General features: G+C 44.7%; 25 protein-coding genes, 1 tRNA gene and 1 other RNA gene. 9 read left to right on the top strand and 18 right to left on the bottom strand.

Annotated elements, in window-relative coordinates:
* The first annotated feature begins 60 nt into the window (after positions 1-60).
* Positions 61-443: RNase P RNA component class A (gene rnpB / locus LDX50_RS21685), an RNA gene on the top strand.
* Between the two features lie 22 nt (positions 444-465).
* On the top strand, positions 466-1,626 hold the full coding sequence (locus tag LDX50_RS21690; protein WP_225698305.1) for a sigma-54-dependent transcriptional regulator: 1,161 nt from the start codon (positions 466-468) through the stop codon (positions 1,624-1,626).
* 8 nt (positions 1,627-1,634) lie between these two features.
* Here LDX50_RS21690 and LDX50_RS30865 read toward each other — a convergent pair whose 3' ends face one another.
* Together LDX50_RS30865 and LDX50_RS21695 are read right to left on the bottom strand one after the other, a co-directional pair.
* Positions 1,635-1,760, bottom strand: coding sequence for a hypothetical protein (locus LDX50_RS30865; RefSeq protein WP_255647362.1), 126 nt, complete (start codon positions 1,758-1,760; stop codon positions 1,635-1,637).
* A 98-nt stretch (positions 1,761-1,858) separates the two neighbouring features.
* Positions 1,859-2,791 carry an acyl transferase gene (locus LDX50_RS21695; protein ID WP_225698306.1) on the bottom strand — a complete coding sequence of 311 codons (933 nt, stop codon included), beginning with the start codon at positions 2,789-2,791 and terminating at the stop codon, positions 1,859-1,861.
* A 108-nt stretch (positions 2,792-2,899) separates the two neighbouring features.
* Between LDX50_RS21695 and LDX50_RS21700 the strand changes: the two genes are divergently transcribed.
* Complete coding sequence (locus tag LDX50_RS21700) at positions 2,900-3,706, top strand: hypothetical protein (RefSeq protein ID WP_225698307.1); 807 nt, start codon at positions 2,900-2,902, stop codon at positions 3,704-3,706.
* Between the two features lie 40 nt (positions 3,707-3,746).
* Here LDX50_RS21700 and LDX50_RS21705 read toward each other — a convergent pair whose 3' ends face one another.
* Positions 3,747-6,149, bottom strand: a complete 2,403-nt coding sequence (locus tag LDX50_RS21705; RefSeq protein WP_225698308.1) for an alpha-ketoacid dehydrogenase subunit alpha/beta — start codon at positions 6,147-6,149, stop codon at positions 3,747-3,749.
* 309 nt (positions 6,150-6,458) lie between these two features.
* Between LDX50_RS21705 and ald the strand changes: the two genes are divergently transcribed.
* Entirely contained in the window at positions 6,459-7,574 is a 1,116-nt protein-coding gene (ald, locus tag LDX50_RS21710) for an alanine dehydrogenase (protein ID WP_225698309.1), read from the top strand.
* Positions 7,575-7,592: 18 nt separating this feature from the next.
* On the opposite strand, the gene LDX50_RS21715 is transcribed toward ald, so the two are convergent.
* Entirely contained in the window at positions 7,593-8,051 is a 459-nt protein-coding gene (locus tag LDX50_RS21715; protein ID WP_225698310.1) for a type I restriction enzyme HsdR N-terminal domain-containing protein, read from the bottom strand.
* 34 nt (positions 8,052-8,085) lie between these two features.
* Between LDX50_RS21715 and LDX50_RS21720 the strand changes: the two genes are divergently transcribed.
* Entirely contained in the window at positions 8,086-9,969 is a 1,884-nt protein-coding gene (locus LDX50_RS21720; protein ID WP_225698311.1) for an SLC13 family permease, read from the top strand.
* On the opposite strand, the gene LDX50_RS21725 is transcribed toward LDX50_RS21720, so the two are convergent.
* From LDX50_RS21725 to LDX50_RS21760, 8 genes are all read right to left on the bottom strand, one after another.
* Positions 9,966-11,288, bottom strand: a complete 1,323-nt coding sequence (locus LDX50_RS21725; protein ID WP_225698312.1) for an MFS transporter — start codon at positions 11,286-11,288, stop codon at positions 9,966-9,968. The two genes, LDX50_RS21720 and LDX50_RS21725, sit on opposite strands and share 4 nt — an antisense overlap.
* 43 nt (positions 11,289-11,331) lie before the next feature.
* Positions 11,332-11,790: an ExbD/TolR family protein gene (locus tag LDX50_RS21730; protein ID WP_225698313.1), complete on the bottom strand. Its 459-nt coding sequence runs from the start codon at positions 11,788-11,790 to the stop codon at positions 11,332-11,334.
* A gap of 1 nt (position 11,791) precedes the next feature.
* Positions 11,792-12,382 carry an ExbD/TolR family protein gene (locus LDX50_RS21735; RefSeq protein WP_225698314.1) on the bottom strand — a complete coding sequence of 197 codons (591 nt, stop codon included), beginning with the start codon at positions 12,380-12,382 and terminating at the stop codon, positions 11,792-11,794.
* Positions 12,382-12,708, bottom strand: a complete 327-nt coding sequence (locus tag LDX50_RS21740) for a hypothetical protein (RefSeq protein WP_225698315.1) — start codon at positions 12,706-12,708, stop codon at positions 12,382-12,384. The genes LDX50_RS21735 and LDX50_RS21740 overlap by 1 nt, the downstream gene beginning before the upstream one ends.
* Before the next feature lie 30 nt (positions 12,709-12,738).
* Positions 12,739-13,578, bottom strand: a complete 840-nt coding sequence (locus LDX50_RS21745; RefSeq protein ID WP_225698316.1) for a MotA/TolQ/ExbB proton channel family protein — start codon at positions 13,576-13,578, stop codon at positions 12,739-12,741.
* 100 nt (positions 13,579-13,678) lie between these two features.
* Positions 13,679-13,766: transfer RNA gene (locus LDX50_RS21750), tRNA-Ser, on the bottom strand.
* 69 nt (positions 13,767-13,835) lie between these two features.
* Complete coding sequence (locus LDX50_RS21755) at positions 13,836-14,918, bottom strand: asparaginase (RefSeq protein WP_225698317.1); 1,083 nt, start codon at positions 14,916-14,918, stop codon at positions 13,836-13,838.
* Positions 14,915-15,679 carry a TatD family hydrolase gene (locus tag LDX50_RS21760; RefSeq protein WP_225698318.1) on the bottom strand — a complete coding sequence of 255 codons (765 nt, stop codon included), beginning with the start codon at positions 15,677-15,679 and terminating at the stop codon, positions 14,915-14,917. Before LDX50_RS21760 ends, LDX50_RS21755 begins: the two co-directional genes overlap by 4 nt.
* A 104-nt stretch (positions 15,680-15,783) precedes the next feature.
* Between LDX50_RS21760 and LDX50_RS21765 the strand changes: the two genes are divergently transcribed.
* Positions 15,784-16,134: a helix-turn-helix transcriptional regulator gene (locus LDX50_RS21765; RefSeq protein ID WP_225698319.1), complete on the top strand. Its 351-nt coding sequence runs from the start codon at positions 15,784-15,786 to the stop codon at positions 16,132-16,134.
* A 68-nt stretch (positions 16,135-16,202) separates the two neighbouring features.
* Complete coding sequence (locus LDX50_RS21770; protein ID WP_225698320.1) at positions 16,203-16,364, top strand: hypothetical protein; 162 nt, start codon at positions 16,203-16,205, stop codon at positions 16,362-16,364.
* Here LDX50_RS21770 and LDX50_RS21775 read toward each other — a convergent pair.
* Genes LDX50_RS21775 through LDX50_RS21795 form a run of 5 tightly spaced genes read right to left on the bottom strand, consistent with a single transcriptional unit; the run spans position 16,357 to position 21,359 of the window.
* Positions 16,357-17,418 (bottom strand): glycosyltransferase family 2 protein, encoded by a 1,062-nt coding sequence (locus tag LDX50_RS21775; protein ID WP_225698321.1) that lies wholly within the window; start codon positions 17,416-17,418, stop codon positions 16,357-16,359. The genes LDX50_RS21770 and LDX50_RS21775 overlap by 8 nt on opposite strands.
* Positions 17,419-17,429: 11 nt before the next feature.
* Positions 17,430-18,062: a polysaccharide deacetylase family protein gene (locus tag LDX50_RS21780; RefSeq protein ID WP_225698322.1), complete on the bottom strand. Its 633-nt coding sequence runs from the start codon at positions 18,060-18,062 to the stop codon at positions 17,430-17,432.
* On the bottom strand, positions 18,062-19,282 hold the full coding sequence (locus LDX50_RS21785; RefSeq protein WP_225698323.1) for a GAF domain-containing SpoIIE family protein phosphatase: 1,221 nt from the start codon (positions 19,280-19,282) through the stop codon (positions 18,062-18,064). The genes LDX50_RS21780 and LDX50_RS21785 overlap by 1 nt, the downstream gene beginning before the upstream one ends.
* Positions 19,283-19,320: 38 nt before the next feature.
* Positions 19,321-20,433: a glycosyltransferase gene (locus LDX50_RS21790; protein WP_225698324.1), complete on the bottom strand. Its 1,113-nt coding sequence runs from the start codon at positions 20,431-20,433 to the stop codon at positions 19,321-19,323.
* Positions 20,430-21,359, bottom strand: a complete 930-nt coding sequence (locus tag LDX50_RS21795) for a lysylphosphatidylglycerol synthase domain-containing protein (protein ID WP_225698325.1) — start codon at positions 21,357-21,359, stop codon at positions 20,430-20,432. Before LDX50_RS21795 ends, LDX50_RS21790 begins: the two co-directional genes overlap by 4 nt.
* 17 nt (positions 21,360-21,376) lie before the next feature.
* On the opposite strand from LDX50_RS21795, the gene ruvC reads away from it, so the two are divergent.
* Together ruvC and LDX50_RS21805 are read left to right on the top strand one after the other, a co-directional pair.
* Positions 21,377-21,943: a crossover junction endodeoxyribonuclease RuvC gene (ruvC, locus tag LDX50_RS21800; protein ID WP_225698326.1), complete on the top strand. Its 567-nt coding sequence runs from the start codon at positions 21,377-21,379 to the stop codon at positions 21,941-21,943.
* Between the two features lie 30 nt (positions 21,944-21,973).
* Positions 21,974-23,434 (top strand): lipopolysaccharide biosynthesis protein, encoded by a 1,461-nt coding sequence (locus LDX50_RS21805; RefSeq protein ID WP_225698327.1) that lies wholly within the window; start codon positions 21,974-21,976, stop codon positions 23,432-23,434.
* On the opposite strand, the gene LDX50_RS21810 is transcribed toward LDX50_RS21805, so the two are convergent.
* Positions 23,399-24,613 (bottom strand): glycosyltransferase family 4 protein, encoded by a 1,215-nt coding sequence (locus tag LDX50_RS21810; protein WP_225698328.1) that lies wholly within the window; start codon positions 24,611-24,613, stop codon positions 23,399-23,401. The two genes, LDX50_RS21805 and LDX50_RS21810, sit on opposite strands and share 36 nt — an antisense overlap.
* Positions 24,614-24,654: the final 41 nt, after the last annotated feature.

Below are 24,654 nucleotides of genomic sequence, written 5' to 3' on the forward strand. Positions count from 1 at the left end.
ACATAGATTGGCACAATAGGTGTGGTGTATGTGAGGGATTTACGTAATTTTGAATAAGATAATGCAAGCCGCCCTGTCGCTCGTTATACGGGAGGAAAGTCCGGGCAGCATAGAGCAGCGCACTTCCTAACGGGAAGGATCCTGATTTCGATCGGGGTACAGAAAGTGCCACAGAAAACAAACTACCTCAATTTCGATTGAGGAAAAGGTGAAAAGGCGGGGTAAGAGCCCACCGCTCTTCGGGGTGACCCGGGAGGCATGGTAAACCTTGCGCGCTGAAAGGCCAAATAAGTCCGGCCCAGAGGGCGGCTCGTCCAATGTTCTTCGGAACGGACCGGATGGGTAGGCTGATAGATCCTGGTGGTGACGCCAGGACCAGATAAATGACAGGGCTGACGGCGAAAGCCGGCAGACAGAACCCGGCTTACAGGCTTGTATTATCTTATTTTTTAACCAAACGATCTTATGCCGAAAATACTGATAATCGACGACGAACAGAGCATCCGGGATACCCTTAAGGAAATCCTTGAATACGAAAAGTATGAAATAAAGGAAGCTAAAAATGGCGCCGAGGGACTTGAAATGCTTAAGAAGGAGCAGTTTGATGTAGTCCTCTGCGATATTAAGATGCCGAAAATGGATGGCATGGAGGTGCGGGACAAGGTAATGGAGGAGGGACTTGATGTTCCGTTCATAATGATCAGCGCACACGGCACGATCGAAACCGCAGTTGATGCCACCAAAAAAGGAGCGTTCGATTTCATTCAAAAACCGCCGGATCTGAATCGTCTGCTTATCTCGGTACGGAACGCCATGGATCGTTCAGACCTGGTCCAGGAAACAAAAACCCTTAAGCGAAAAATATCAAAGACTTTCGACATTGTTGGAGAGTCCCGGGCTATCAGCGAGGTAAAGGAAACAATCGAAAAAGTTGCCCCCACCGAAGCACGCGTATTGATCACTGGTGAAAACGGTACGGGGAAGGAACTTGTTGCCCGTTGGCTTCATGAGCTCAGCACCCGTCAGAAAAATCCAATGGTAGAAGTGAATTGCGCCGCCATTCCTTCAGAATTGATCGAGAGTGAACTTTTTGGTCACGAAAAAGGATCCTTTACATCTGCTGTAAAACAACGTATCGGTAAATTCGAGCAAGCCAATAACGGAACACTTTTCCTTGATGAAATTGGTGATATGAGCCTTTCTGCTCAGGCGAAAGTATTGCGGGCCCTGCAGGAAAATAAAATTACCCGGGTTGGCGGGGACAAGGAGATCAAGGTAAATGTTCGGGTCATAGCTGCTACGAATAAAGACCTGAAAAAAGCCATCGAGGAGAACAAGTTCAGGGAAGACCTGTATCACAGGCTGAGTGTAATACTGATCAAGGTGCCACCGCTTCGGGAACGTAAAGATGATATTCCCCTGCTGGTTGAACGTTTTCTAAATGACATTGCAAACGAATACGGAACAAAGCCAAAGTCAATTAACAAGGAAGCAATCGAACTTCTTCAAAAACACGAATGGACAGGGAACATCCGTGAATTACGGAATGTTGTGGAACGACTGGTAATAATGAGCGGGGAAACAATAAATGAAAAGGACGTTCAGCGCAATACTGACATAGGGTAACCTTCAGATCAAATGTGTTGCTCTTCGCTTACCTCTTTCTTAACATCTTCCTTTGAATAGGTCGGACAGGTATACTGGCTGCATGCAGATAATCCGAAAACAACAAACAAAAACAGGGCGATTCGAACTTTCATGTGTACAATTTTAAATTTTCGAATTCGAAATATAGTGAAATATTTACTTTTAGTACTTTAAAACCACAAAAAAGTACATTCTGTTCCAAAGTACACCATTAAAACGAACTCTGAACCATTAAATTGCAACCGCGAACATCGGAATTATCCATCCGGCCGAGAACCCGGAATCCGTTGGCTGTTTTCTCAGCTAAATCCCCTACCTGAAGAAAAGAACAACTGTGCACATTTGCCAGGTCAATGATATTGATGGCACCCCTGCTCACTTCATTGCTGCTGTCAAGCGGATCATTTGCATCACGAAGGTAAATACGCATGCTGAAAGGCATACGGAAGATACCTCCGCCCTTTGAATATGACTGGGACAAACACTCTGTCATGCCGTATTCAGAGTGAATTTCTGTGACATGAAAGGCCTTGCAAAGTGTTTCATGCAATTCCTCCCGCAAAATCTCCTTTCGTCTCCCCTTCATCCCTCCGGTTTCCATTACGATAAGGTTGTTCAGCTCCGGAATATCACCTTCCTCAGCGAAATCAAGGAGTGCAAAGGATACGCCAAGCAGTAATATTTTTCGATCACTGTTCTGCGAAAGCCAGGTAATCCGCTCACGTAATTCATCATGATTATGAAGAAAGAAACCACCATGGCTGTCTTCAGATCGCTCTATGAAATACTGAACCATCGCGATAAGGGATGACCCCTCCCGTTCAAGGTATCCAGGGAGAAGAGCGAGGATGTGGTAGTCAGTTACCGCACCGTAAAACGACTCAAAGATTTGCAATGAATGGCGCAGGTAAAACCCAGGATCCTCTATGAAGTGCTGGCTAACACGCATTCCGGTTGTTCCACTGCTTGTAAATACTTCCTTCTCCTCCCAGTTGCCCGTGGCGATACGGTGTTGCTTAAAAAATTCAACCGGCATAAACGGAACCTGATGAATCTGCGTTATATTAGTTGGATTGACACCAAGATAATGAAGGAAAGCCCGGTAAACCGGGTTTTGACCGGCCTGCAGATGGAATACCTCCATTGCCAGCCTGTCGAAATCGATGAGTTCACCGCCGTCAATCAGTCGCTTGATATGTTCAAAAGGGGCCAGTGTTTTCGGATTATCTTGGATTAAATAGTAATTTTAGGCATGAAGATAAATGTTTTATGGTTATCCGTCCTTATGCTTGGCATGGTTTCCTGCGTTGATACGGAGGAATTCCCGATAACACCCAACATTTCGTTCAACGATATAAGGTATGTGGAGGTCGGAGGTTTTCTGGAGTCTGATTCACTGATTTTAAAAATTGATTTCGAGGATGGAGACGGAGATTTGGGATTACGGGCAGAGGATCCGCGTGACCGTGAGTCACCTTTCAATGATTTCTCGCTTTTTGCCTTCAATCCTGTTTCGGAAAGAATTACTGAATATGCACTGGATACACTATCCGGGGCATCTCAATCAGATCTCGAACTCGTAAATAATATTATCCGGTTTTCCGATCGTCGCAACATTCCTGAACTGGATACCTTACCCGATTACAGCTTCCCCGAATATTGCCAATATTGGAGGGAGATACAGATTTTCGGACCTCAAAGTGATCAGCCGATTGTCGATGATACTGTCTACTATCAAAAAAATCCGCGATTCAATAATATGTATGTGAAATTCTTCGTGGAAAATGTTCCAGGAAGCAATGATTTCGAAGAGTTCTTTTGGGAATTTTCCCGTCCGCCAGAATGCAACGTTAATTACAACGGCCGCTTTCCGCTCATTAATGAAATTGGCAGGGACAAATCATCCGAAGGTGTAATTACATATCGTATGACGAGTGTCGGCTGGAGAAGCACCTTTCAAAACAATCGAATAAAACTGAAGGTATTTATCTATGATCGGGCAGGACACAAAAGCAACGAAATTGAAACGCCTGCATTCCGACTCGATGAAATTCAGTAATCCATCGGGTAACCCGGACAGATCATCCATTTATACATCTTTAGTAAATATCAGGAAAACGGTTGGGTAAAGCCTCAGCCATCATTTTATAAACCGCATCAAACACGGTTTCGGTATTTGGCTTTGAATAATAATCCCCATCCGAAGCATACGCTGGCCGGTGCTCTCTTGCGCTGATAGTCACCGGTTTCGAATCGAGGTATCTCCAGGCATTCTGTCCTTCAACCACCTGCTGCATCATAAATGCGCTGGCACCACCGGGAACATCTTCATCGGCGAATACCAGGCGATTCGTCTTCCTGACAGATTCTACGATCTTGTGATTAACATCGAAAGGCAGCAATGACTGAACATCGATCACTTCACAGGAAATACCTTCTGATTCAAGTTGATGGGCTGCCTCCATGACTATTCTGCACATAGAACCATAGGTCACAATGGTTACATCATTCCCCTCACGCAATATATCGGGATGGCCGAGTGGTACAGTAAATGTCCCGATATTATCAGGAACTTTCTCTTTAAGCCGGTAACCATTCAGGCATTCGATGATCAGGGCTGTATCGTCTGACTGCAGCATTGTATTGTAGAAACCCGCTGCCTGCGTCATGTTCCTTGGAACCAATACGTAAATGCCACGCAAGCTATGTAAAATCATACCCAGCGGAGATCCGGCATGCCAAACACCTTCAAGTCTGTGACCCCTTGTACGGATGATAAGGGGAGCTTTTTGCCCGCCTTTCGTACGATACTGAAGCGTTGCAAGATCATCACTCAGGGTGGGCAGGGCATAAATCAGGTAATCAAGATATTGAATTTCAGCGATGGGCTTCAATCCCCTCAATGCGGCTCCAATCCCTTGTCCGATAATGGTCGTCTCCCTGATTCCGGTGTCTGTAACTCTTAATTCACCATACTTTTGCTGAAGACCTGCAAAAGCCTGATTAACATCTCCAATTTTCCCAACATCTTCACCGAAGGCAAAGACACGCGGATCGCGTGCAAGCGCCTCGTCAAAACAGGCCTGGAGTACTTCCCTGCCGTCAACTAACTTGCTTGATTCGGAATATACCGGGGGAACAACCTCAATATTTGTGGCTGCCTCCTCAGACTGACTATACAGATGTGAGCTGAACCTGTCGAAATTTGCATTCTCCTCCCGCTTTATCCAGGTTCGCAAGCGATCTTTTACCTCGAGTTCCTCTTCACGTATAGTACGTAAGGCTTTACGAACCGCACGATCCGAATCCATCCGGATGGGATTTACGGTAGTTGCCAATTCCTGCCTGATTTCTTTCAGTGCAGTTTTATGGATACTTTGTTCCATGGCCATATCGATCAGCGCCAGGGCTTCATCCTCTGCAGCCTTTAACTGGGAGTTAAAGGCTTTCCATGCGGCATCCTTTGCCGCTTTTGCGGTGGATTTAGCTTTCTTTTCAATCTCATCAAGAGTGGCCTCATCAGCAAAACCCTCCTGAAGGATATAGTTACGCATCATACGAATGCAATCATGCTCTGCCTCCCATTCAAGACGCTCCTTGGATTTATAACGCTCATGGGATCCGGAGGTGGAATGGCCCTGTGGCTGGGTAACCTCTGTTACATGCAGTAGCACGGGCACATGATCCTCCCTGCAAATTTTGGCGGCTTTCTCATATGCAGCAATCAAGGCACGATAATCCCAACCTTTCACCGTCATGATCTCAAGCCCCGGTTCGTTCTTTGTCCGCTGCATACCTGCCAGCGCTTTGGAGATACTATATTTTGTTGTGTGATATTCCTTCGGAACGGAAATACCATAATCATCATCCCAGACCGAGGTTAACATCGGTACCTGAAGAACCCCCGCCGCATTGATGGATTCATAAAACATACCCTCCGAGGTAGATGCATTTCCAATCGTACCAAAGGCTATTTCATTGCCCTTATTAGAAAGTTCAGTGAATCGATGGAGATCTTTCCGTTGACGAAACAGGCTTGATGCCCAGGCAAGTCCGACCAGCCGTGGCATTTGTCCGGCGGTTGGTGATATATCGGCACTGCTGTTTTTAAGCTTGCTGATTTCCTTTAAACGGCCCTCATCATCCAACATACGCGTTGCAAAGTGACCATTCATCAGTCGCCCGGCAGAAGCCGGATCCGCTTCAACATCTGTATGAGCGTACAACTGTGCGAAATATTGTTGCAGTGTGAGTTCACCTATTGCCAGCATGAAGGTCTGATCGCGATAATAACCTGACCTGAAATCACCGGGCTGAAAAACCTTAGCCATTGCGATCTGCGCCAGCTCCTTGCCATCTCCAAAAATACCGAATTTGGCCTTGCCCATAAAAACCTCTTTCCTGCCAAGTAAACTGGCTTCCCGGCTTTCACAAGCTAACCTAAAGTCCTGTAATACTTCGGTAGAATTTTTCGTCTTTCTGGCTGTCTTGGCGATACTCACTTTATTTAATATGTTTTAAAAAATTCCCGTTCGGATTTCCGGCTCTAAATTACATTAAAAGGTATGATCTGACAAATAGAGATACTTTTCCAAAATAGAGCAGATAAAAAATCAGGAAATTTTTTTCCCAATATTGATAAATAAAAACGCGATTTACCAATCTATTATTTTGTATAACATACATTATATAAAATTTAATATGGTTTTAATTTTTTTTATCGATGCCTGCAAAACCATCATTCATAAATCTATGTTCCGAACGGTCATGAGTGATTATATTTGTGGCTGGAATGCTAAAATCACTATATCATGATCATTGGAGTACCCAAGGAAATTAAAAACAACGAAAATCGCGTAGCCCTCACACCCGGAGGAGCTCAGGAACTTGTCAAAAGGGGACATGAGGTATATATTCAAACCCACGCCGGGGAAGGCAGTGGTTTTCCTGATGACGAATATGTACAGGCAGGCGCAAGCATATTGCCAACTATCGAGGCTGTTTATGACAAAGCCGAAATGATTATGAAGGTGAAAGAGCCAATTGAACCTGAATATGAATTAATTAAGAAGGATCAACTGGTTTTCACTTATTTCCATTTTGCATCCTACGAACCGCTTACACACGCTATGATCAAGAGCGGGGCGGTATGTCTGGCATATGAAACAGTTGAAAAGGCTGATCACAGTCTGCCCCTTCTGGTTCCCATGTCGGAAGTTGCAGGCCGTATGGCTATCCAGGAAGGTGCTAAATATCTCGAAAAACCCCTCAAGGGCCGGGGTATCCTGCTGGGAGGTGTACCCGGTGTTCGTCCGGCAAAGGTGTTGATCCTTGGTGGCGGTGTTGTTGGAACCAACGCTGCGAAAATGGCTGCAGGTATGGGTGCCGATGTGACCATCATGGATGTTAACCTTCCCCGCCTGCGTTACCTTGACGATGTGATGCCAGCCAATGTGAACACATTCATGTCAAACGAATATAACATCAGGGAACTGGTACCCACACATGACCTTATTGTAGGTGCCGTACTCATCCATGGAGCCAAGGCACCACACCTGATTACACGTGATATGCTGAAGGAAATGCGGGAAGGAACAGTACTCGTAGACGTTGCGGTTGACCAGGGCGGATGCATTGAAACATGCAAACCGACGACTCATGAAGATCCGACATACGTGATCGATGGCATTCTACATTACTGCGTGGCAAATATGCCTGGTGCTGTACCCTATACCTCCACTCTAGCACTCACCAACGCCACACTTCCTTATGCTATAGAACTGGCTAATAAAGGATGGAAAAAGGCATGCAAGGAAAATCGGGAGCTGTTATTGGGTCTTAATGTTATCAAAGGCGATGTCGTTTACGAAGCTGTTGCCGAAGCATTTGACCTGCCATTTGTACGTGTGGAAGAGCATCTGATCTAAAAAAATATACAGTAACTTTTATCCCTGCCTGTTGATCTCATTCCAGGCAGGGATTTCTTTTTCCTGGCGGATATCCCCTTCCCTGAATGACCAGCAATAATACCCCCACCCATTGGTGATAACAAGGTACGGTGCTTTCATTTCCCGGTTATACATGGCAGCCTGTTGAAAAACCTTTTCCCCCATGTCTTTCATCTTGTAGGACTTACACTCAACCAGTACGGCAGGATTACCCTGTTTATTAAACACGAGGATATCGGTTCTTTTCTGAAGTTTATTGTACTTCAACCCGCCTTCTATCTGAATCAGTGAGAGCGGATAGTTCAGATCATTTTTGAGGTAATGCACCATATGCTGACGAACCCACTCCTCGGGGGTCAGAACGATGAATTTTTTCCGAATTACATCGAAGATCTCCAGCCTCCCCTGGCTTTTGCGCACATTGATATTAAATGGAGGAAGATTCAGCCTTACCATATTCGCTAAGTTACGACTACATCTTCGGAAATATATGTCAGACGGTCCCTATTCAAGAAAGATAGAGGTTCGGATTGAGAATTTTGAGCTGAAGTCACTATATTCGAGCGCAGTAGAAGACGAAATGATTTTTACACTTTCCCCTGAACTTCAGCCCTATTTTGTCATCGGAATCCTGATTCTGATGTTTATCCTTTTATATACGGAATGGATACAACACACGGTGAGTTTTCTGCTGGCTGTGATTTTGTTCATCCTGCTGGGTATTTTGTCACCGGGGGATGTATTGATCGGATTTTCAAATCAATCGATCGCAAGCGTGATCATCCTTGTCCTGATTACGGCAGGGATCCGTTCCAATTTTAATACCGAACGGATATTGGACCGCGTCTTTGGCAGGGCTAAAACTTATCGGCGATTTCTGGCCGGGATGCTGGCCAAGGTTGCCGTTTTATCCTCGTTTGTAAATAACACCCCAGTCGTCGTTCTGATGACGCCCTATGTATTTGAATGGGGTAAAAAACACCGTATATCGCCGTCGAAACTCCTGATTCCACTATCCTATGGAACAATCGTTGGCGGTATGATCACAATCATTGGAACCTCCACCACCCTGGTATTGAACGGTTTCATGATAGAGAACGGGCTTCCCGGACTGCATTCACTGGATCTGCTGATCACCGGACTATGCGTTGCGGTCGCAGTAATCCTGTTTATGGTCATTTTCGCTCAGCACATACTTCCGGATAATAAAGATCTCATTGAAGAGTTCAAGGTAAACCAGCGGGAATACCTGATTGAAAAACGTCTCGACCGAAACTCCTCACTGATTGGAAAAACTGTAATTGAAGGTGGGCTGCGAAACCTTAGAGGCATTTACCTGGTGGAGATTATACGAAGCGAAGAAACGATCTCTCCTGTGAAGCCGCAGGAAATTATTGAACAGGGGGACATTCTGATTTTTGCTGGAAATACAGATCCCATCGTTGATTTGAAATTGGGTGAACTTGGCATCCGGTATCCCGAGCAGGTTCAATCTGATCCTAAAAAGCAAATTCACATCGTGGAAGCAGTACTGAGTGGAAACTCGAGTATCAATGGAAAAACAGTGAAGGAAGCGAATTTCAGGGAACGTTATGATGCGGCCGTCGTTGCCATACATCGAAACGGTGAAAAACTCAGTGGTAAGATTGGTGATGTGAAATTGCGGGCAGGCGACGTTCTGCTTATGTATGCCGGCGAGCAATTCGGTGACAGGGTCGACCTCTATAAGGATATGTATGTGATTGCCGGGGATCAAAAGGAAATTCAGCCCCGCAGGTCCAGTGTAAGAAGGCTGATTACTGTGGCCTGTCTTGCGCTGATTTTACTCATTACCCAGGCGTTTAACCTATTTACCTCACTGCTGATCATTTTCGTTGTCATGACCGCCATGAAACTGATAACGGTAAAAAACATCAAGCGTGATCTGGATATTAATATGGTTGCGATACTTGTTCTGTCGATATCAATCGGTGAAGCCATGATCCGTACGGGTACAGGTGATCTGCTGGCATTGGAGGTAGTACGATTACTGCAACCCTATGGAAGTATTGCAATCCTTGCCGGTGTAATGATCTTCACAACCATTCTCACCTCCTTTATCACCAATGTTGGTGCTGTGGCCATTATTTTCCCTGTCGTATATGCGGTGAGCAATAGTATTGGTGTGGATGGCACCCCATATTACCTGGGATTAGCCTATGCTGCATCCGCGGCTTTCCTCACACCGATTGGATATCAGACGAATCTTATCGTCTTTGGTCCCGGAGGATACTCATTCAAAGATTTTCTGAAGTTTGGCTTCCCGATCGTAGTGGTATACCTGAGTGTGGCTATCAGCGTAATTCTTTATTTGTATCAGGATTCCTTTATTTAAAGAACCGATTTCCTGCTATGCGGAATTCGTACCGCCAGCATCAATAACAGTCCGATCACAAAGAATATCATCAGTGCAAGAGTACTGCTTCGCATGCTACCGGTAAGTTGTTCAATAAGGCCGTAAACGAAGGTGCCAACCACTGTGGAAATATAATAGGTGACATCATAGAAACTGAAATAAGACGCGTGATCGATGCTGCTTTCAGGAATCAGCTTTGCATAGGTTGCCCGGGAAAGGCTCTGGATACCTCCCATCACGAGTCCGACTGCAAAGGCAAGCGCGAAAAATTGAGGTGTGGTATATACAAAATAAGCTGCCAGACATATCAGGATCCAAATATTAATCATGATAATCAGTGAATACCGGTTTCCCTTCCGTTGAGACAGATGAGCGAAAAAGTATGCCCCTGCAATGGCTACAAGCTGAATGATGAGCACAATGAGAATCAGGCTTTCAGAGGCCATCTTTAGCTCTTTTGATCCAAAGCTGGCGGCCAGGTACATCACGGTTTGAACACCCATATTATAGAAAAAGAACGAAAACAGGAACTTCTTCAAATTTGGAAGATCCGACAGGGAATTATACACCCGCTGAATTTCAAGATAACCTTCAGTCAAAATATTTCCTTCTGCCTTCCGGTTATACGGATTATTTGGAAGTCTTATGAAGGTGATAATAGAGAACCCAATCCACCAGAGACCTACCATTAGAAATGATATACGTGCCGCCAGGTCTCCCTGTTCTTCCGGTATTCCAAACAGATCCGGTTTCATGAGCATGAATATATTGAACAGCAGCAGGATCACACTGCCAACGTAGCCGAATGCATAACCACGGGCAGATATTTTATCAAAGCGATCCGGGGTGGCAATCTCTGGCAGAAATGCGTCATAGAAAACAAGGCTTCCGCTATACCCGATACTAGCGAGCATGGAAAGTAAAATTCCCAATTCAATATTGTCTCCCCTGAAAAAATACAACCCCATACATGCCAGACCTCCTACCAGGACAAATCCCTTCATGAAGTTCTTCTTTCGGCCACTGTAGTCTGCCATCCCCGAAAGCAGCGGCAAGATGATCGCTGTGATCAGAAAAGAAGCCGACAAGGCATAGGAATACAGGACTGTATTTGAAATACCAAATCCGAAGAACTGAACGGTATCTGAGAATTCAGATGCGGTAACCTCCTGGTAATAAACCGGAAAAATGGCCGATGTGATCACGAGTGAGTACACTGAGTTTGCCCAGTCGTACATGCACCAGCCGTTAATTATTTTCGGATCGTTGAGCTTCATACCATTAAAAAAGGGTTCCATGATCAAATGGAACCCTTTTAATTTGCATTATTTATTTCAACACTTACTCCGTTTCCTGAAGCGTAGTGTACAGCAGTTTACGGGCATTGGCCTTACGCAACTGCAACTCGATGTCGGATATAAGTCCGCGTTTCGCTTCCTTATCAACCTTCATAGCAATCGTGATCTGGTCACGTTCATTTTCATCGAGCTTATCCTTTTCCTGGCTCACCCAAAGAATAACATCTTTTGGTTCGATGAACTGGTCATTCGCCTGAATTCGCGGTTCTGATCCCCACTGTTCTGTTTTCTTCGGTTCACCTACATACAGGTAACTTACCAGTGACTTGCGCTCCAGCTTTCTCAGCTGCGAAGCTTCGGGGATACGCTGTTTCACGTTGATGGTCACTTCACGCAACACCGTGGTCACCATGAAGAAGAACAACAGCATGAAAATAATATCCGGCAGTGCCGAGGTAGGTATTTCCTGTTTGGTATTTGCTTTTTTCTTGAATTTCGACATATCACCCTCCGATTTTAGTAGGTTCTGCAATTGAAATATTCATGGGGAATTCAGGTTTGCCTTCCGGCGTCATACCTCTTCCCACGTCATACAATCGCCTGTTCTCCGGATCGTTCAGGTTATCGATGATCTTACGCCATCCCTGGTTTGTTACCCCGGCACGGTCTGCGTAGATATCATAGTAGGCTCCCTGAATTTCATCCAGAACCTCAATGAATCTCGCCTGTGTGGTACCACGGTCGGTCTTCAGTGAAACGATGGCTTCTTCCGGACTATCCGAAGACTCAGGATCTGCGCCATAGTTAAGCACAAACTCCTTAATCATAGGTTTGATCGCGGATACATCTTCTAACGGTTCTCCTTCAACCAATAAGCGGTCAGCCGAGTTGATCTGGATCTTGAAAAGGTTCCTTTCAGGAATCTTAATATCCACATCTTCCATCGTTTCCGGATCCGGGGGAAGCGGAATAAACAGACCTCGATCATTGGCAATGGTAGTCGTCACAAGAAAGAAGATCAGCAGCAGGAAGGCAATGTCTGCCATCGAGCTCGAATTGATTTGGGGATCTTCCCTTTTCCTGTTTCTGGCCATTATTTCAATGCTTTATTAAACTCACTAAATACAATTCCGATTACTGCGAGTATAAACAGAATATACATCGTGGTAAGTGCACCGCCTACCAGTTTAGAACCGCTTTCGGTGATACCTTGTGACGCATATTTTGCAGTAACTTCATCTCCGGCAATTGCCCAGCCAATCAGGAAAACCACTGCGATGGCAGCAACTCCCAGAAGGCTCTTCAAGAGTACTTTAGGCTCACCCAACGACTTGATCAATGGTAATGCGAGTGACAATACTGCCGCTGCCAACACCATAATCAAGGCTACAGGGATCGCTATGTTTACAAAAGTTTCCATGTGTTAATTAATTTTAATTCCAACATTAAATCAAGACTTGCCGCTGAGCTTGTGTTTTACAAGCAGGTCAACAAGTGTGATGGATGCATCCTCCATCTGATTAACCAGGGAATCAATTTTAGACACAAGGTAATTGTAGAAAATTTGCAGTATGATACCTACGAACAGACCCGCTACCGTGGTAAGGAGGGCCACTTTAATACCGTTCGCAACAATCTGGGGTGAAATATCACCCGCAGCTTCAATCGCATCAAATGCCGCGATCATACCAATTACAGTACCGGTAAAACCAAGCATCGGAGCCAGTGCGATGAAAAGTGAGATCCAAACAAGACCTCTCTCCAGGCGGCCCATTTCTACGGAACCGTAAGCAATAATCGATTTTTCAACCATTTCAATACCTTCAGACATACGCATCAATCCCTGAGTAAAGATTGAAGCAACAGGGCCTTTAGTATTGCGTGTAACTTCTTTCGCAGCTTCCACACCACCATTGGCAAGGGCATCTTCAACGTTTGCCAACAATTTGTTGGTGTTGGTGGTTGCCATGTTCAAGGTAATGATCCTTTCGATTGCAATGGCCAGTCCGAGAATTAGACAGATCAATACAGGCGTCATCCATTCCACACCACCTTCGATGAATTTCTCCTTGATGATCTGCTGGAATGACTTAGCCTCTTCTTCAACTTCAGGTTCAATTTCCGTGACAGCGACAGGTGCGGCTTCTTCCACAACTTCCTCAACCGCAGCAGCAGTAGAATCAACTGTTTCTTCAACCATATCTGACGTTTCCTGCTCGTCCTGAGCCTGAGACTGGTAACCTAGGGACATCATCCCTGCAATCGCCAATAATGCAAATAGTTTTTTCATAATTTAAGTTTTAGGATTCTCAAGGTTTGAGATGATTAAACGTGTTTGGTAAAGTGCTAATTAAAATTTATTAAAGTTAGTAATTTTTTCGAACATTCAGCGGAGAGGAAGGGATTCGAACCCCCGGTACCCTTTTGGGGCACACTCACTTTCCAGGCGAGCACCTTCAACCACTCGGTCACCTCTCCGTTCCCCAAACCTTACGTTCAGGCAAGTCACAAATAAATCAATAAAAAAGACTTTATGCAAGGATAAAATTAATTTAATAGCGCCTTCAAATCAGTCATTTCGCCACATACGGGCTGTATGAACCGCTTTTTTACACGAACGGTATCCGTCTCCTCACCCAGGACCATCATCAGCTTCGTCACAGCTGACTCCGTCGTAAGATCCTCACCGCCAATAACACCGATCGCCTCGAGCTGCTTGCTGGTTTCATATCTGCCCTGCATTACCCTTCCTCCATTGCACTGAGACACATTAACGATAACCACACCTTTTTCAATAGTCACACGTAACAAGTCGATAAACCAGTCAGCGGAGATTGCATTGCCAGCGCCAAAGGTTTCCAAAACCACCGCTCTCAAGCCCTCCACATTTACAATGGCCTCCACTACTTCCCGCGGAATGCCCGGGAATAATTTAAGTATGGCAACACGGTTGTCCAATTTGTCATGCAGTGTCAACGGTCCTGCAGGGGTCTGAAGGATCATGGCATGATTATAATGGATCACAACACCAGACTCCGCCAGCATTGGATAGTTTTCAGACTCAAAAGCATCGAAGTGTACACTTTCAACTTTCTTTGAACGATTTGCACGCAGCAACACATTATTAAAATAGATCGCCACTTCGGGAACAACTGGAATTCCGTTATCCTGAGCGGAAGCGATTTCCAGGGAAGTAATAAGGTTTTCGCGGGCATCACTGCGAAATGCTGTAATGGGCAACTGAGCGCCTGTGAAAATCACTGGTTTATTCAGGTTTTCGAGCATAAAGCTTATCGCCGAAGCCGTGTAAGCCATGGTATCAGTTCCGTGCAATACAACAAAACCGTCGAAATTGAGATATTCATTATGTATGATCCTGGCTATTTCCGTCCAGTAGGACGGTGTCATGTTAGAGGAATCGATTGGGGGATGGAACGAAATTACTGTAAGATTAAGCCCGAGTTGCCGCAATGAAGGCACATGGGATAAAATACTTGCAAAATCAAACGGAACCAGGAGCCCCTGGTCATTGTGGATCATACCCAGCGTTCCACCGGTATAAATGATCAGCACACTGCGATCCGGAGCATGGGCTGAAGACGTAATAACCTGGATTCGTTCTGTTTTCATTTGATGCCGAATAAACGTTGACAGTTTTGCGTGGTTTCTGCGATCACTTCATCCAGTCCGACCGTCCTCACGCCAGCGATCTTTTCAGCAACCAGCCGTACAAACGCCGGTTCATTTCTTTTGCCGCGGTGCGGCACAGGGGCAAGATACGGACTATCTGTCTCCAATAATATACGATCCAGCGGGATTTCTTTAAGTACCTCATCCAGATTTCCGTTTTTAAAAGTAGCCACTCCTCCAATACCCAGATGAAATCCCATGCCTGTGATTTTTCGGGCCTGCTCAAGTGTACCGGTAAAACAATGAAAGACACCCTTATATGCGGACAGCTGAAGGGACTCTGCAAGTTCTATCGTCTCATCGATTGATTCACGGCAATGAATAACAACCGGCAAATCCCTTTCCGCCCCCCATGCCATCTGGATCTTAAATGCTTCCTGCTGCTGCCCCCAATAAGTACGATCCCAGTACAGGTCGGTTCCAATCTCGCCAATAGCAACAAATTCGCGGCTTCCAAGCCAGCTTTCCACTTCGTATAACGCCCGTTCAAAATGCCGGTCCACACTGCACGGATGCAGCCCCATCATGGCCATGCATGATTCCGGATATTTCATCTCAGCCTCAAACATGATTTCAATAGTCTCATGGTCAACATTGGGCATGAGAATCCGCGTGATTCCGTTATCAAGTGCTCGTCCTACGACTTCATCCCTGTCTTCATCAAATTGCTTCAGATATATATGTGCGTGGCTGTCAATCAAGGGTTTGAATTTATAATTTCTGCGAAATTAAGGATTCTTAAGAGATTCACGCATACAATCATCAGGTGTATTGAATTCTCCCTTTAAAATGATTAAATTGTTCCATGCATGGATTCAGAAGTGACTCCGAACAAAACTTTCTGGAGCAGATCAACGACCTGCTCGATGCACATCTTGCTGATCAGCGATATACCGTTTCGGACCTGGCCTCAGATCTCAGGATCAGCCGTGTTCAACTCCATAGAAAGATTAAGAAGATTACCGGAAAGTCCAGCAGCCACCACATCCGTGAGCGAAAATTACGCCGTGCATTTCAGTTATTAAAGGAGTCAGGGAAGTCTGTCACAGAGATCGCCTATGAGGTAGGATTCAATAATCTATCCTATTTTGCCCGTTCATTCCGTGAAATGTATCATTATAATCCTTCAGAAATCGCAAAAAAGAGGATTTCCTGATGTAACAATAGTGTTATCGTGCAATAGAATTTAATCTATATATTGGGATAACCTAAACAAGCACCAACATGAAATTTTATTCTGCCGTCTCGAACAATGAGCTTCAGATCGTATTTTATATGATCCTGCTGGGCTCAGTTTTCTTTATATGCCATGAATGTATTGGCATGTTTCTGAACTGGGTGACCGACTCCTACAGCTCGATAAGCGCACAAGCCAATTTCAGGTAAATTCCCGTCCTTTCCACTTCACCTTACCTGGGATCAGGTAAGCAATAATTTCTGCCCAGGAAATTAGAAAGGCATACAGCTCATACATCATGAGCGGAAAAACCATAAGTTTTCTTCCAGATTCCCTGTTAACCGCACGGATCAATCCCGCCTGAAAAAGTGTTTTGACTAAAAAAGCCACCGCAGCAATTTTTGGAAAAAGGATAAACGCACTTATAATGGCAGGATAATACAGCGCTCGCACCAGCAAAAGGAACACAATAAAAACAGGCATTCTCACAGCCCCCTGCATCCAGCGTTTACGTTGAGACAGCAACGATCCAATATCATTTCTGGCAAGAGTAGTCCCCCTTGCCTTGTTGCATAACCGGCTTGAAAGGGAGAAACCCTCCTCTAAAACTCTTCGCGTGAGTGCAAAATCCTCTGTTACCGAAAATGCGATAGTTTCAAAACCTCCCGTGGCCATATATGCCTCCCGGGTAACCAACATGTTATTTCCAATTCCTGTAATGGGAATAAACCGCTGCAGAACATGTAACATACCCTGTGCCTGAAGCCATTCATAATGTTGAAATATATTCCCAGAAACACCGGTCAGTCCGTTAATCACCCCAACCTTTTCAGGTATGTTTCCGACCATGGTTTTGGCCCAGGCCGGGTTACATTCGACATCAGCATCAGTGATTAAAAATACACTGCCAGCCGCTTTATTTATTAAATGCGCAAGAACATTCGCTTTGCCCCTTGCCAGTCCGAGCTCCTCCCTAACAGAAATCACCTGTATCCTGTCATCTTCCATTTCATGTTTTCTCAGCAATTCCAGGGTCTTATCTGATGAGTCGTCATCACCGACCAGGATTTCAATTTTGCCTTTCGGATAGTCAAGGTTCCGTATTGCATTCAGACAACGATCCACATTTTCCTCCTCGTCACGCATGGCCAGGAGCACACTCACATATGGCAACGAAACAGGATCCGTAGTTCCGGGTTTATACGGCTTGAAAAGAAAATACAGGAGGATGTCCTGCAAGATTGCAAGACAGAGGATCCCCATGATGGAATTAATTAATATGGGATTACTGAGCATTTCAATCCGGATTCAAGAAGGTGATCAATAAGTCGCGGCAGAACATAAAAGGTTCTTTCCGCCGCTTTAGGGTTATCGTGCAGCACAATAATGGATCCCGGGCGGACAGCGCTTAGTGTTTTTGACAAACATTTCACCGGTGATAAAGCCGGATCGAAATCTCCACTGAGCACATCCCACATGATGATTTTATTCTGTTGAAGGATCTCCCGTGCCTGGCTTCTTTTCACTTTACCGTAAGGGGGTCTGAATAAGGTGGTTTGAACGCCTCTTTCCCGAAATACAGTGGTGCAGGCATCCACATCTGCGAGATATGTTTCCCGGGGTGTTGCCCAGCCATTTAAATGATGGAAGCTGTGGTTTCCGACGTGATGTCCTTCCTGCAACATTCTGTCCAGAATATCCGGGTATTTCTTTACATTGTCACCCACACAGAAAAATGTGGCCTTCACGGATTTCTCGTGTAAAATATCCAGTATTGCAGGGGTCATTTCAGGAACCGGGCCGTCATCAAAAGTGAGATACACCCGATCGGAGTTTCGTTCCATTTGCCATATATGATCGGGATAGAGCCATTTCAGCAGCTCCGGTGTTCGGTGAAAATACAGCATCAGGGATTAATCTTGCACGACAATATAGTAATATCATCCCTGTATCCATTTTTACCCTTGAAATTATCCAGTGCAATAATGATATCATGATGGATCTTCTTCAAGTCGCGGGTATGATGGTCTTTGAAAAAATTTGAAAGTCGGTGTTCGCCAAACTCCTCCTCTTCCTCATTCTGCGTTTCGGTAACTCCATCCGTATAACAAAAGAGAACAAAGTCTTCCAAATCGGTAATAAATCCCTCGTTAATAAATGGCAGCGGATGCATTGCCCCTAAGACAGTGGAACCTTCTTTGAGCCATTGTACATCTTCTCCATTAATTAATACCGGCGGGTTATGGCCTGCATTGATATAGGCCAGTGTCTTTAATGTATGATCATAAATGCATACGAAAAAGGTGATGAATTTTTCTCCCTTGGCATTTTCAAGGATCTGATAATTCAATTCCTCAATGATCTCTCTCAAATTACCGGTTTGGCGGACCAGTGTGCGAAGGGAAGCCTGGAAATTCGACATCAGGAGCGCTGCCGGAATACCTTTCCCGCTCACATCTGCGATACATAGCAAAAACTGATTTTTGTTCAGGGGTATATAATCATAATAATCGCCTCCAATCCGGTCATGCGGTAAATAGCTGGCTTCAATTTTCAAACGGGGACCGTACGGCAAAGACTCCGGAAAAAGAAAATGTTGCACGTCACTGGCGATTTCAAGTTCCTTTCGAAGAGATTCCTGTTCCAGTTGCTGGCGTGCCAGTTTCTTGTTTTCAATAGCCACCAGGATAATGTTACTCAAGGCCTGTATAAACCTCAGGTTGCTCGACGTGGTTGCCTGATCATGATTCGTTAACATGCCTCCCACAAAAACAATGGCCAGGGTGCGATCTTTATGAATCACGGGCAGCGCATAATCAAACTCCCCAAAAATATCATCCCTTTCTTCGCTGAGTTTTGTCACTGTCTTCAGCCCAAGCATATCTTCAGCAGGTATTTCCTCCTCACAGCTCCTGCTGGTTCCGAACCAGATCTTACACCCCCACTCATCGTCTAAAACAAACAGGGCCAGCTTCTGTGTGCGCAGGTTCGCGCGCAAGGTAAACTCATATATTTTATACAGGGAGGTTTCCGACAGGTTGTTATTGATTGCCTGTGTAATCTCCAGCAAGGCATTAACCTGAAGTTCTTTGAGATTATACTTTGATTCTATCGATTCAGCACTCATGAAATTTCAATGACAAATTGAATATACGAATTTCCTGGTCAAACTGCGGAGGAATACCTGCGGTCCTTCCATATGTAATTTCCGCGAATTGATTTCCATACCACAAACAACGTATAAAACGGGTAAATGACCTGAATTATTGGCCAATAAATATATAATCCTGCATGTATCCTCTTCCCGGCTACAGCTGCCACAAACAACGCATCTGCAAAAAGTTTGGTCAACAGAATTCCCGGCAGATATTCACCAATCATGCTCTGATGTGTAAAGAATAATGAAACCAGGAGGGAGAAATAAGTTAATGCAATAAATACAGCCATCACAGAAACCATACCTCCGGTCGATTTCCATTTTGCAGCCCATCTGATCCGCTGATGCAACATTTCATCCCATTCTGTGATTGCCCCCGTTCTGACAGCCGCCTGCGGGTCTTTCATAAAAATTGCCGAATCATGGAACCTCGATGTTACCTTCTTTAACAGAAACTGATCATCTCCACTGGGGATTTGCTCATTACCTTCATATCCGTTCACTGCCAGGAATGCTTCCTTCGTGAAACTCAGGTTAGCTCCGTTACACATGGTTGGATACCTGGAATGCATGGTTACACCTGTCAAACCCGTGAGAGCATATTGTTCAAACACCTGGAATATCACCGGCAGAGTGGGTTTTTCATAAGCAAGCTCTATGGTGCCTGCCACGAAATGTGTATCTGGCCGTGTGTAAGCCTGATCATAGGTTCTGAGCCAGCCGGGACGTACATTACAATCAGCGTCTGTCGTAATTAAAATCGGATATCTGGCTTCCTGAACCCCTTTTAACAGCGCAGACTTTTTCCCGGTCTGCTGTTTGAGATTTATAATTTTCCAGTTTTGATAATTATTACAGGCTGATTCAATCATTGCCTCCCCCCCGTCGGAGGAATGATCATTAATAAATATAACCTCGAATTGATCTGCCGGGTAATCAACTCCAAGCAGAGAATTCATCAGAGATTCCAGTTTCTGCTCTTCATTTCTAAATGGTATCAAAACAGAAAAACTATTCCTCGCCTCAGTATTTACACCCACAGAAGGTATCCTGGCCCAAAGGATGATCGACACCAGTAGGAGTATACAGTATAATGCCGGAAAAACCAGGAGTATAATCATTTGAACCTTATTTTCAGCATCAGAAATGCTCCTGCCAAGGTAGGCAATACTATATTTAAACACCAGATCAGCAAGGTGGCAGCAATTACAGGCACTGGTGACACCTGAAAATTATCAAAGAAATATATACCGGAAAATTCCCGGATTCCAAGATCACTAAGAAAATTAAACGAGGGGATAACCGACTTGGCCAGGAGGATCCATGTCGTACCAGCAAAAGACAGCCACCAATCCTGATCAGCAAAAACACGAATGGCCAGGGTCATCTGAAAAGCAAAAGTCATATAACGAAAGACAGATAACACAAATATAACTGCGTAAGATCTGATGGTAAGTGATCTTAATATTTCAAAGTACCGGCCAATAAAATCGAGGTAACGTTTTCGTTTTTTTGAGGAGATATACTTGAGTAACACAACGACTGCCACTCCCACTCCTGAAAACAATCCCAGCAGCATGGCAATTTCAGCCGAACTCAAAATCACCGTAACGCCCAACATACCGAAACAAACTGTAACCGATAATTGGGCAAAACGACTTGCCATAATTAAACCTATAAAACTGGATTTTCCTTTTAAATCAATAGAAGTGAGCCGTCCGAAATAATCGCCGATTCCATGGGGTGTGATAAAACCCATTGCCAGTCCGGAAAGCACCCCCTCGGTACTTGCCTTCCAGCTTATTGGATATTTGGTCCGCACCAGGTAACGCCATTTCACAATTTCAAGGCCCCAGTTCACGGGGATCAATAAGGCAAGCAGAACTAACATACCAACGGATAACCGATCCTGAAGAAAATGCTGCAGACTCTGGAAATCTTCCGGATGTTCCTCAACTTTTCGGTAAATGAAATAAAGGATCAGCAGGAAAACCGCTGATTTGATCAGGTATAGATAATATTTTCTGCTTTCATTTTTCGTGGCCATATAGCTATATTGCAACGGTGGTGAAGATAGAGAAAAATTCGAATTTGGAACGGATCATCCTGGGCCTTGATCCGGGAACAAATGTGATGGGCTATGGAGTAATCCTCGTTCAGGGAAATCGCCTGAAGTTGCTTCAGCTGGGGGTCATACACCTCTCAAAATATCGGTCCCATGAACTAAAGCTGAAAAAAATATTTGAGCGTGTTAACCACCTGATAGAGGAATTTTCACCGGATGAAGTGGCCCTTGAAGCGCCTTTTTACGGCAAGAATGTACAGTCAATGCTCAAGCTCGGCCGGGCACAGGGGGTAGCCATGGCTGCCGCACTGAACAGGGACATTCCCATAACGGAATATGCTCCTAAAAAAGTGAAGCAATCTGTAACGGGAAATGGAAATGCATCGAAAGAACAGGTGGCGCAGATGATTATGACGCTGTTGAGCTTCACAGAGCAACCTAAACTTCTGGATGCGACTGATGCCCTTGCTGTAGCCCTCTGTCATCACTTTCAGTTCGGCACCAGAAAGAATGGATCTAAAAGCTGGAAATCATTCATCAATGAAAACCCGGATCGTATTAAATAAATTTTTGCAAGTTTGTGCTAAGCGCATATTATGGGAATTGTCCGCAGAAACAGTATTTGGCTCAGCATAATCCAGTATCTGGGCATTCTCCTGGGGTATGTGAATACGGTCATACTGTTTCCCAACATCCTGGATAGTGACCAGTTCGGACTCACCCGGATTCTCCTTTCTGTGACCATCGTGATTTCACAGTTCTCCCAACTGGGAACACCCTCGATGATCGTTAAATATTTCCCATACCTGCATAGAAAGGTATTGTATTACGGGTTTTTGATTTGCGCGGGCGGACTTACGCTGGTACTTTCTTTGATCTGGATATTTAAACCTGAAATCACGAGCTGGTATATCGAAAATTCCAGCCTCTTTGTAGAATATTTTTATTTACTGGTGCCTTTCAGCATTGCGATGGTGTTTTACAACCTTTTTGATGCCTATCTGAAAGCCCTGTTCAAAAATGTTTTATCTGCCTCCCTGCCATTCATATTTCTGAGAATACTGTGGATGATCCTGATATTGCTCTATGCCAAAGGAGAATTTGACTTTGAAACGTTTATCATCGCTTATACCGTATCTTATGCATTGATCGCCTTAATTACTCTGATCTATATTGGGATACTTGGGGAATTACCTACGGAACTGACCATTGCTCCGGGTGACCGTACCTTCTTAAAAGAAATTAGGAAATTCAACTCTTTCAATGTACTCAGCGGCCTGTCTGCACACATGATCAATAAGGTGGATGGTCTCATGCTGGGAAGTCTTGAAAGTCTGTCTTCGGTGAGTATCTACGCTATCGCCGCTGCTATGGCTTCTGTTATCCGCGTGCCTGCAAGTTCGATTGCCCGTACCGCACCGTCACTCATTGCCCATGCATTCAAGGATAACGACCATAGGACTATTTCAGAATTATACAGAAAATCATCCATAAATCAGCTTATTCTTAGCAGTGGAGTCTTCCTGCTGATCACTCTGAATTACTCCTTATTGTTGTATTATATTCCGGAAGAATATGCCGATAGTTTTCTTATATTCATCATGCTTGGCCTGGCACAGGTGATCGATACCGGTGTGGGTATCAACGGATATATCATGGTCAACTCAAAATATTACAAGGTGGATGCCATCTTGTCGGTACTGCTTTTGGTGATCACTGTCGGACTGAATTTCGTCTTTATTCCCTTGTACGGAACACTTGGTGCAGCAATGGCAACCACCATGGCAATTCTTGCCTACAATATTGCGCGATTCTCCTTCCTGAAGATCAAAATGGATCTTAATCCATTTACAGGAAAAACGATGGAAATAGTTCTGATCATGATTGCTGCCGGCATAATTTGTTATTTTCTTCCCTTACCTGAAAACCTGTGGGTCGCCAGCATTCTGAAATCCTCATTATTCCTGATATTAACCGCCCCCGTCATTTACTGGAAGCGATATTCACCGGAACTGAGCGAATTAGTTGATTTGATTCTTGACAGGTTCAGACGCTAACCCGGCATACAAGGCTCTCAATTCATTGGAAGTATGATTCCAGTTCCACTGCTCCATCACCGCTCGTCTGCCACGTTCACCCATTTCAAGAGATTCTTCAGGATGCTCATGGATATAAAAAATTGATTCTGCCAGTGAATTCCGGCTTTCTGCCTGATGCACAAGCCCGCACCCACTATTCTCGACAACCCTCACCTGGGGCGGGCAATCACTCACAACAAGTGGTTTACCTCCGGCCATATATTGGAAAATCTTGTTGGCAAATGTTGTGTCATGGTGGCGGTTCCTTTTAAGCGGCGACAGGCATACATCGGCAATTTCGACATAACTGGGAAACAGGGACACATCCTGCCATCCGGCGAAATGTACATAGGGTTCAAGGTTCTTTTTCCGAACGATCTCCCTGAGCTCCGCATCTTCGGTATTGCTGCCAACTAAAATCAGCTTTACATTCTGAATCGAATCCTTCAGCAACTCGATGGCAAGAATAGCCGTATCTGTTCCGCGCCGGAGACCTGTATCACCCATGTAAAGTATATTAAAGGTATCCTTGTATGCCTGAGTAATTCCGGGATCCGGTTCATAGGAAAGGTAAATAGAGGTGTCGACGGTGTTCGGAACAACTGCAAATTTTTGCTCAGAAATTCTGTATTCGCTGGCAAGGTCCTGTCTGGCCTCATCAGTTACTACGATCACTGCATCCGCTGCATGGCAGTATTTCTTCTGAAATGAATTCCATCTCCTCGTAGAGATGAGCCATTTTCCAGGCCATTTCTGCAAATGCACATAAAACTTCATGATTTCGGGACGATTTTCATGCAAATCAAGAACCACTCTTTTCCCGGCTTTTCTGGCCTCCGCAAAAGCAGCTCGGGCAATCGTAAGATCATGTATGTGGATAACCTCCACCTGTGTTTCGTTAATAAACGTCTTGATTTTAGGCCGCATCAGCCAGTGATATAAGGGTATCGTGTAAGCAAGTGCAGAAAGCTTATATTCGAACTTATTGGTTGGAAAACGATGAATTTGAATTCCATTGATTATTTCCTTTTCAGGCTGATCACCGGAATTCAGACAGAACAAAAACACCTCGTGCCCTTCCCTGATCAGGCTAACAGCTTCATTCTCCACCCTGGAATCCGGCGGAAATGTATTGTCCAGGATCATCCCGATTTTCATAAAGCGAGTATAGTATTAATTAACTACTTTTTCCTAATATA

Source organism: Fulvivirga sedimenti (assembly GCF_020328055.1).

Bases quoted from the DNA above. Each gene is read 5' to 3' on its own strand.
- LDX50_RS21690 (WP_225698305.1), top strand. From the start codon at position 466: ATGCCGAAAATACTGATAATCGACGACGAACAGAGCATCCGGGATACC.
- LDX50_RS30865 (WP_255647362.1), bottom strand. From the start codon at position 1,760: ATGAAAGTTCGAATCGCCCTGTTTTTGTTTGTTGTTTTCGGATTATCT.
- LDX50_RS21695 (WP_225698306.1), bottom strand. From the start codon at position 2,791: ATGGAGGTATTCCATCTGCAGGCCGGTCAAAACCCGGTTTACCGGGCT.
- LDX50_RS21700 (WP_225698307.1), top strand. From the start codon at position 2,900: ATGAAGATAAATGTTTTATGGTTATCCGTCCTTATGCTTGGCATGGTT.
- ald (WP_225698309.1), top strand. From the start codon at position 6,459: ATGATCATTGGAGTACCCAAGGAAATTAAAAACAACGAAAATCGCGTA.
- LDX50_RS21715 (WP_225698310.1), bottom strand. From the start codon at position 8,051: ATGGTAAGGCTGAATCTTCCTCCATTTAATATCAATGTGCGCAAAAGC.
- LDX50_RS21720 (WP_225698311.1), top strand. From the start codon at position 8,086: ATGTCAGACGGTCCCTATTCAAGAAAGATAGAGGTTCGGATTGAGAAT.
- LDX50_RS21725 (WP_225698312.1), bottom strand. From the start codon at position 11,288: ATGGAACCCTTTTTTAATGGTATGAAGCTCAACGATCCGAAAATAATT.
- LDX50_RS21730 (WP_225698313.1), bottom strand. From the start codon at position 11,790: ATGTCGAAATTCAAGAAAAAAGCAAATACCAAACAGGAAATACCTACC.
- LDX50_RS21735 (WP_225698314.1), bottom strand. From the start codon at position 12,382: ATGGCCAGAAACAGGAAAAGGGAAGATCCCCAAATCAATTCGAGCTCG.
- LDX50_RS21740 (WP_225698315.1), bottom strand. From the start codon at position 12,708: ATGGAAACTTTTGTAAACATAGCGATCCCTGTAGCCTTGATTATGGTG.
- LDX50_RS21745 (WP_225698316.1), bottom strand. From the start codon at position 13,578: ATGAAAAAACTATTTGCATTATTGGCGATTGCAGGGATGATGTCCCTA.
- LDX50_RS21755 (WP_225698317.1), bottom strand. From the start codon at position 14,918: ATGAAAACAGAACGAATCCAGGTTATTACGTCTTCAGCCCATGCTCCG.
- LDX50_RS21765 (WP_225698319.1), top strand. From the start codon at position 15,784: ATGCATGGATTCAGAAGTGACTCCGAACAAAACTTTCTGGAGCAGATC.
- LDX50_RS21770 (WP_225698320.1), top strand. From the start codon at position 16,203: ATGAAATTTTATTCTGCCGTCTCGAACAATGAGCTTCAGATCGTATTT.
- LDX50_RS21775 (WP_225698321.1), bottom strand. From the start codon at position 17,418: ATGGGGATCCTCTGTCTTGCAATCTTGCAGGACATCCTCCTGTATTTT.
- LDX50_RS21780 (WP_225698322.1), bottom strand. From the start codon at position 18,062: ATGCTGTATTTTCACCGAACACCGGAGCTGCTGAAATGGCTCTATCCC.
- LDX50_RS21785 (WP_225698323.1), bottom strand. From the start codon at position 19,282: ATGAGTGCTGAATCGATAGAATCAAAGTATAATCTCAAAGAACTTCAG.
- LDX50_RS21790 (WP_225698324.1), bottom strand. From the start codon at position 20,433: ATGATTATACTCCTGGTTTTTCCGGCATTATACTGTATACTCCTACTG.
- LDX50_RS21795 (WP_225698325.1), bottom strand. From the start codon at position 21,359: ATGGCCACGAAAAATGAAAGCAGAAAATATTATCTATACCTGATCAAA.
- LDX50_RS21805 (WP_225698327.1), top strand. From the start codon at position 21,974: ATGGGAATTGTCCGCAGAAACAGTATTTGGCTCAGCATAATCCAGTAT.
- LDX50_RS21810 (WP_225698328.1), bottom strand. From the start codon at position 24,613: ATGAAAATCGGGATGATCCTGGACAATACATTTCCGCCGGATTCCAGG.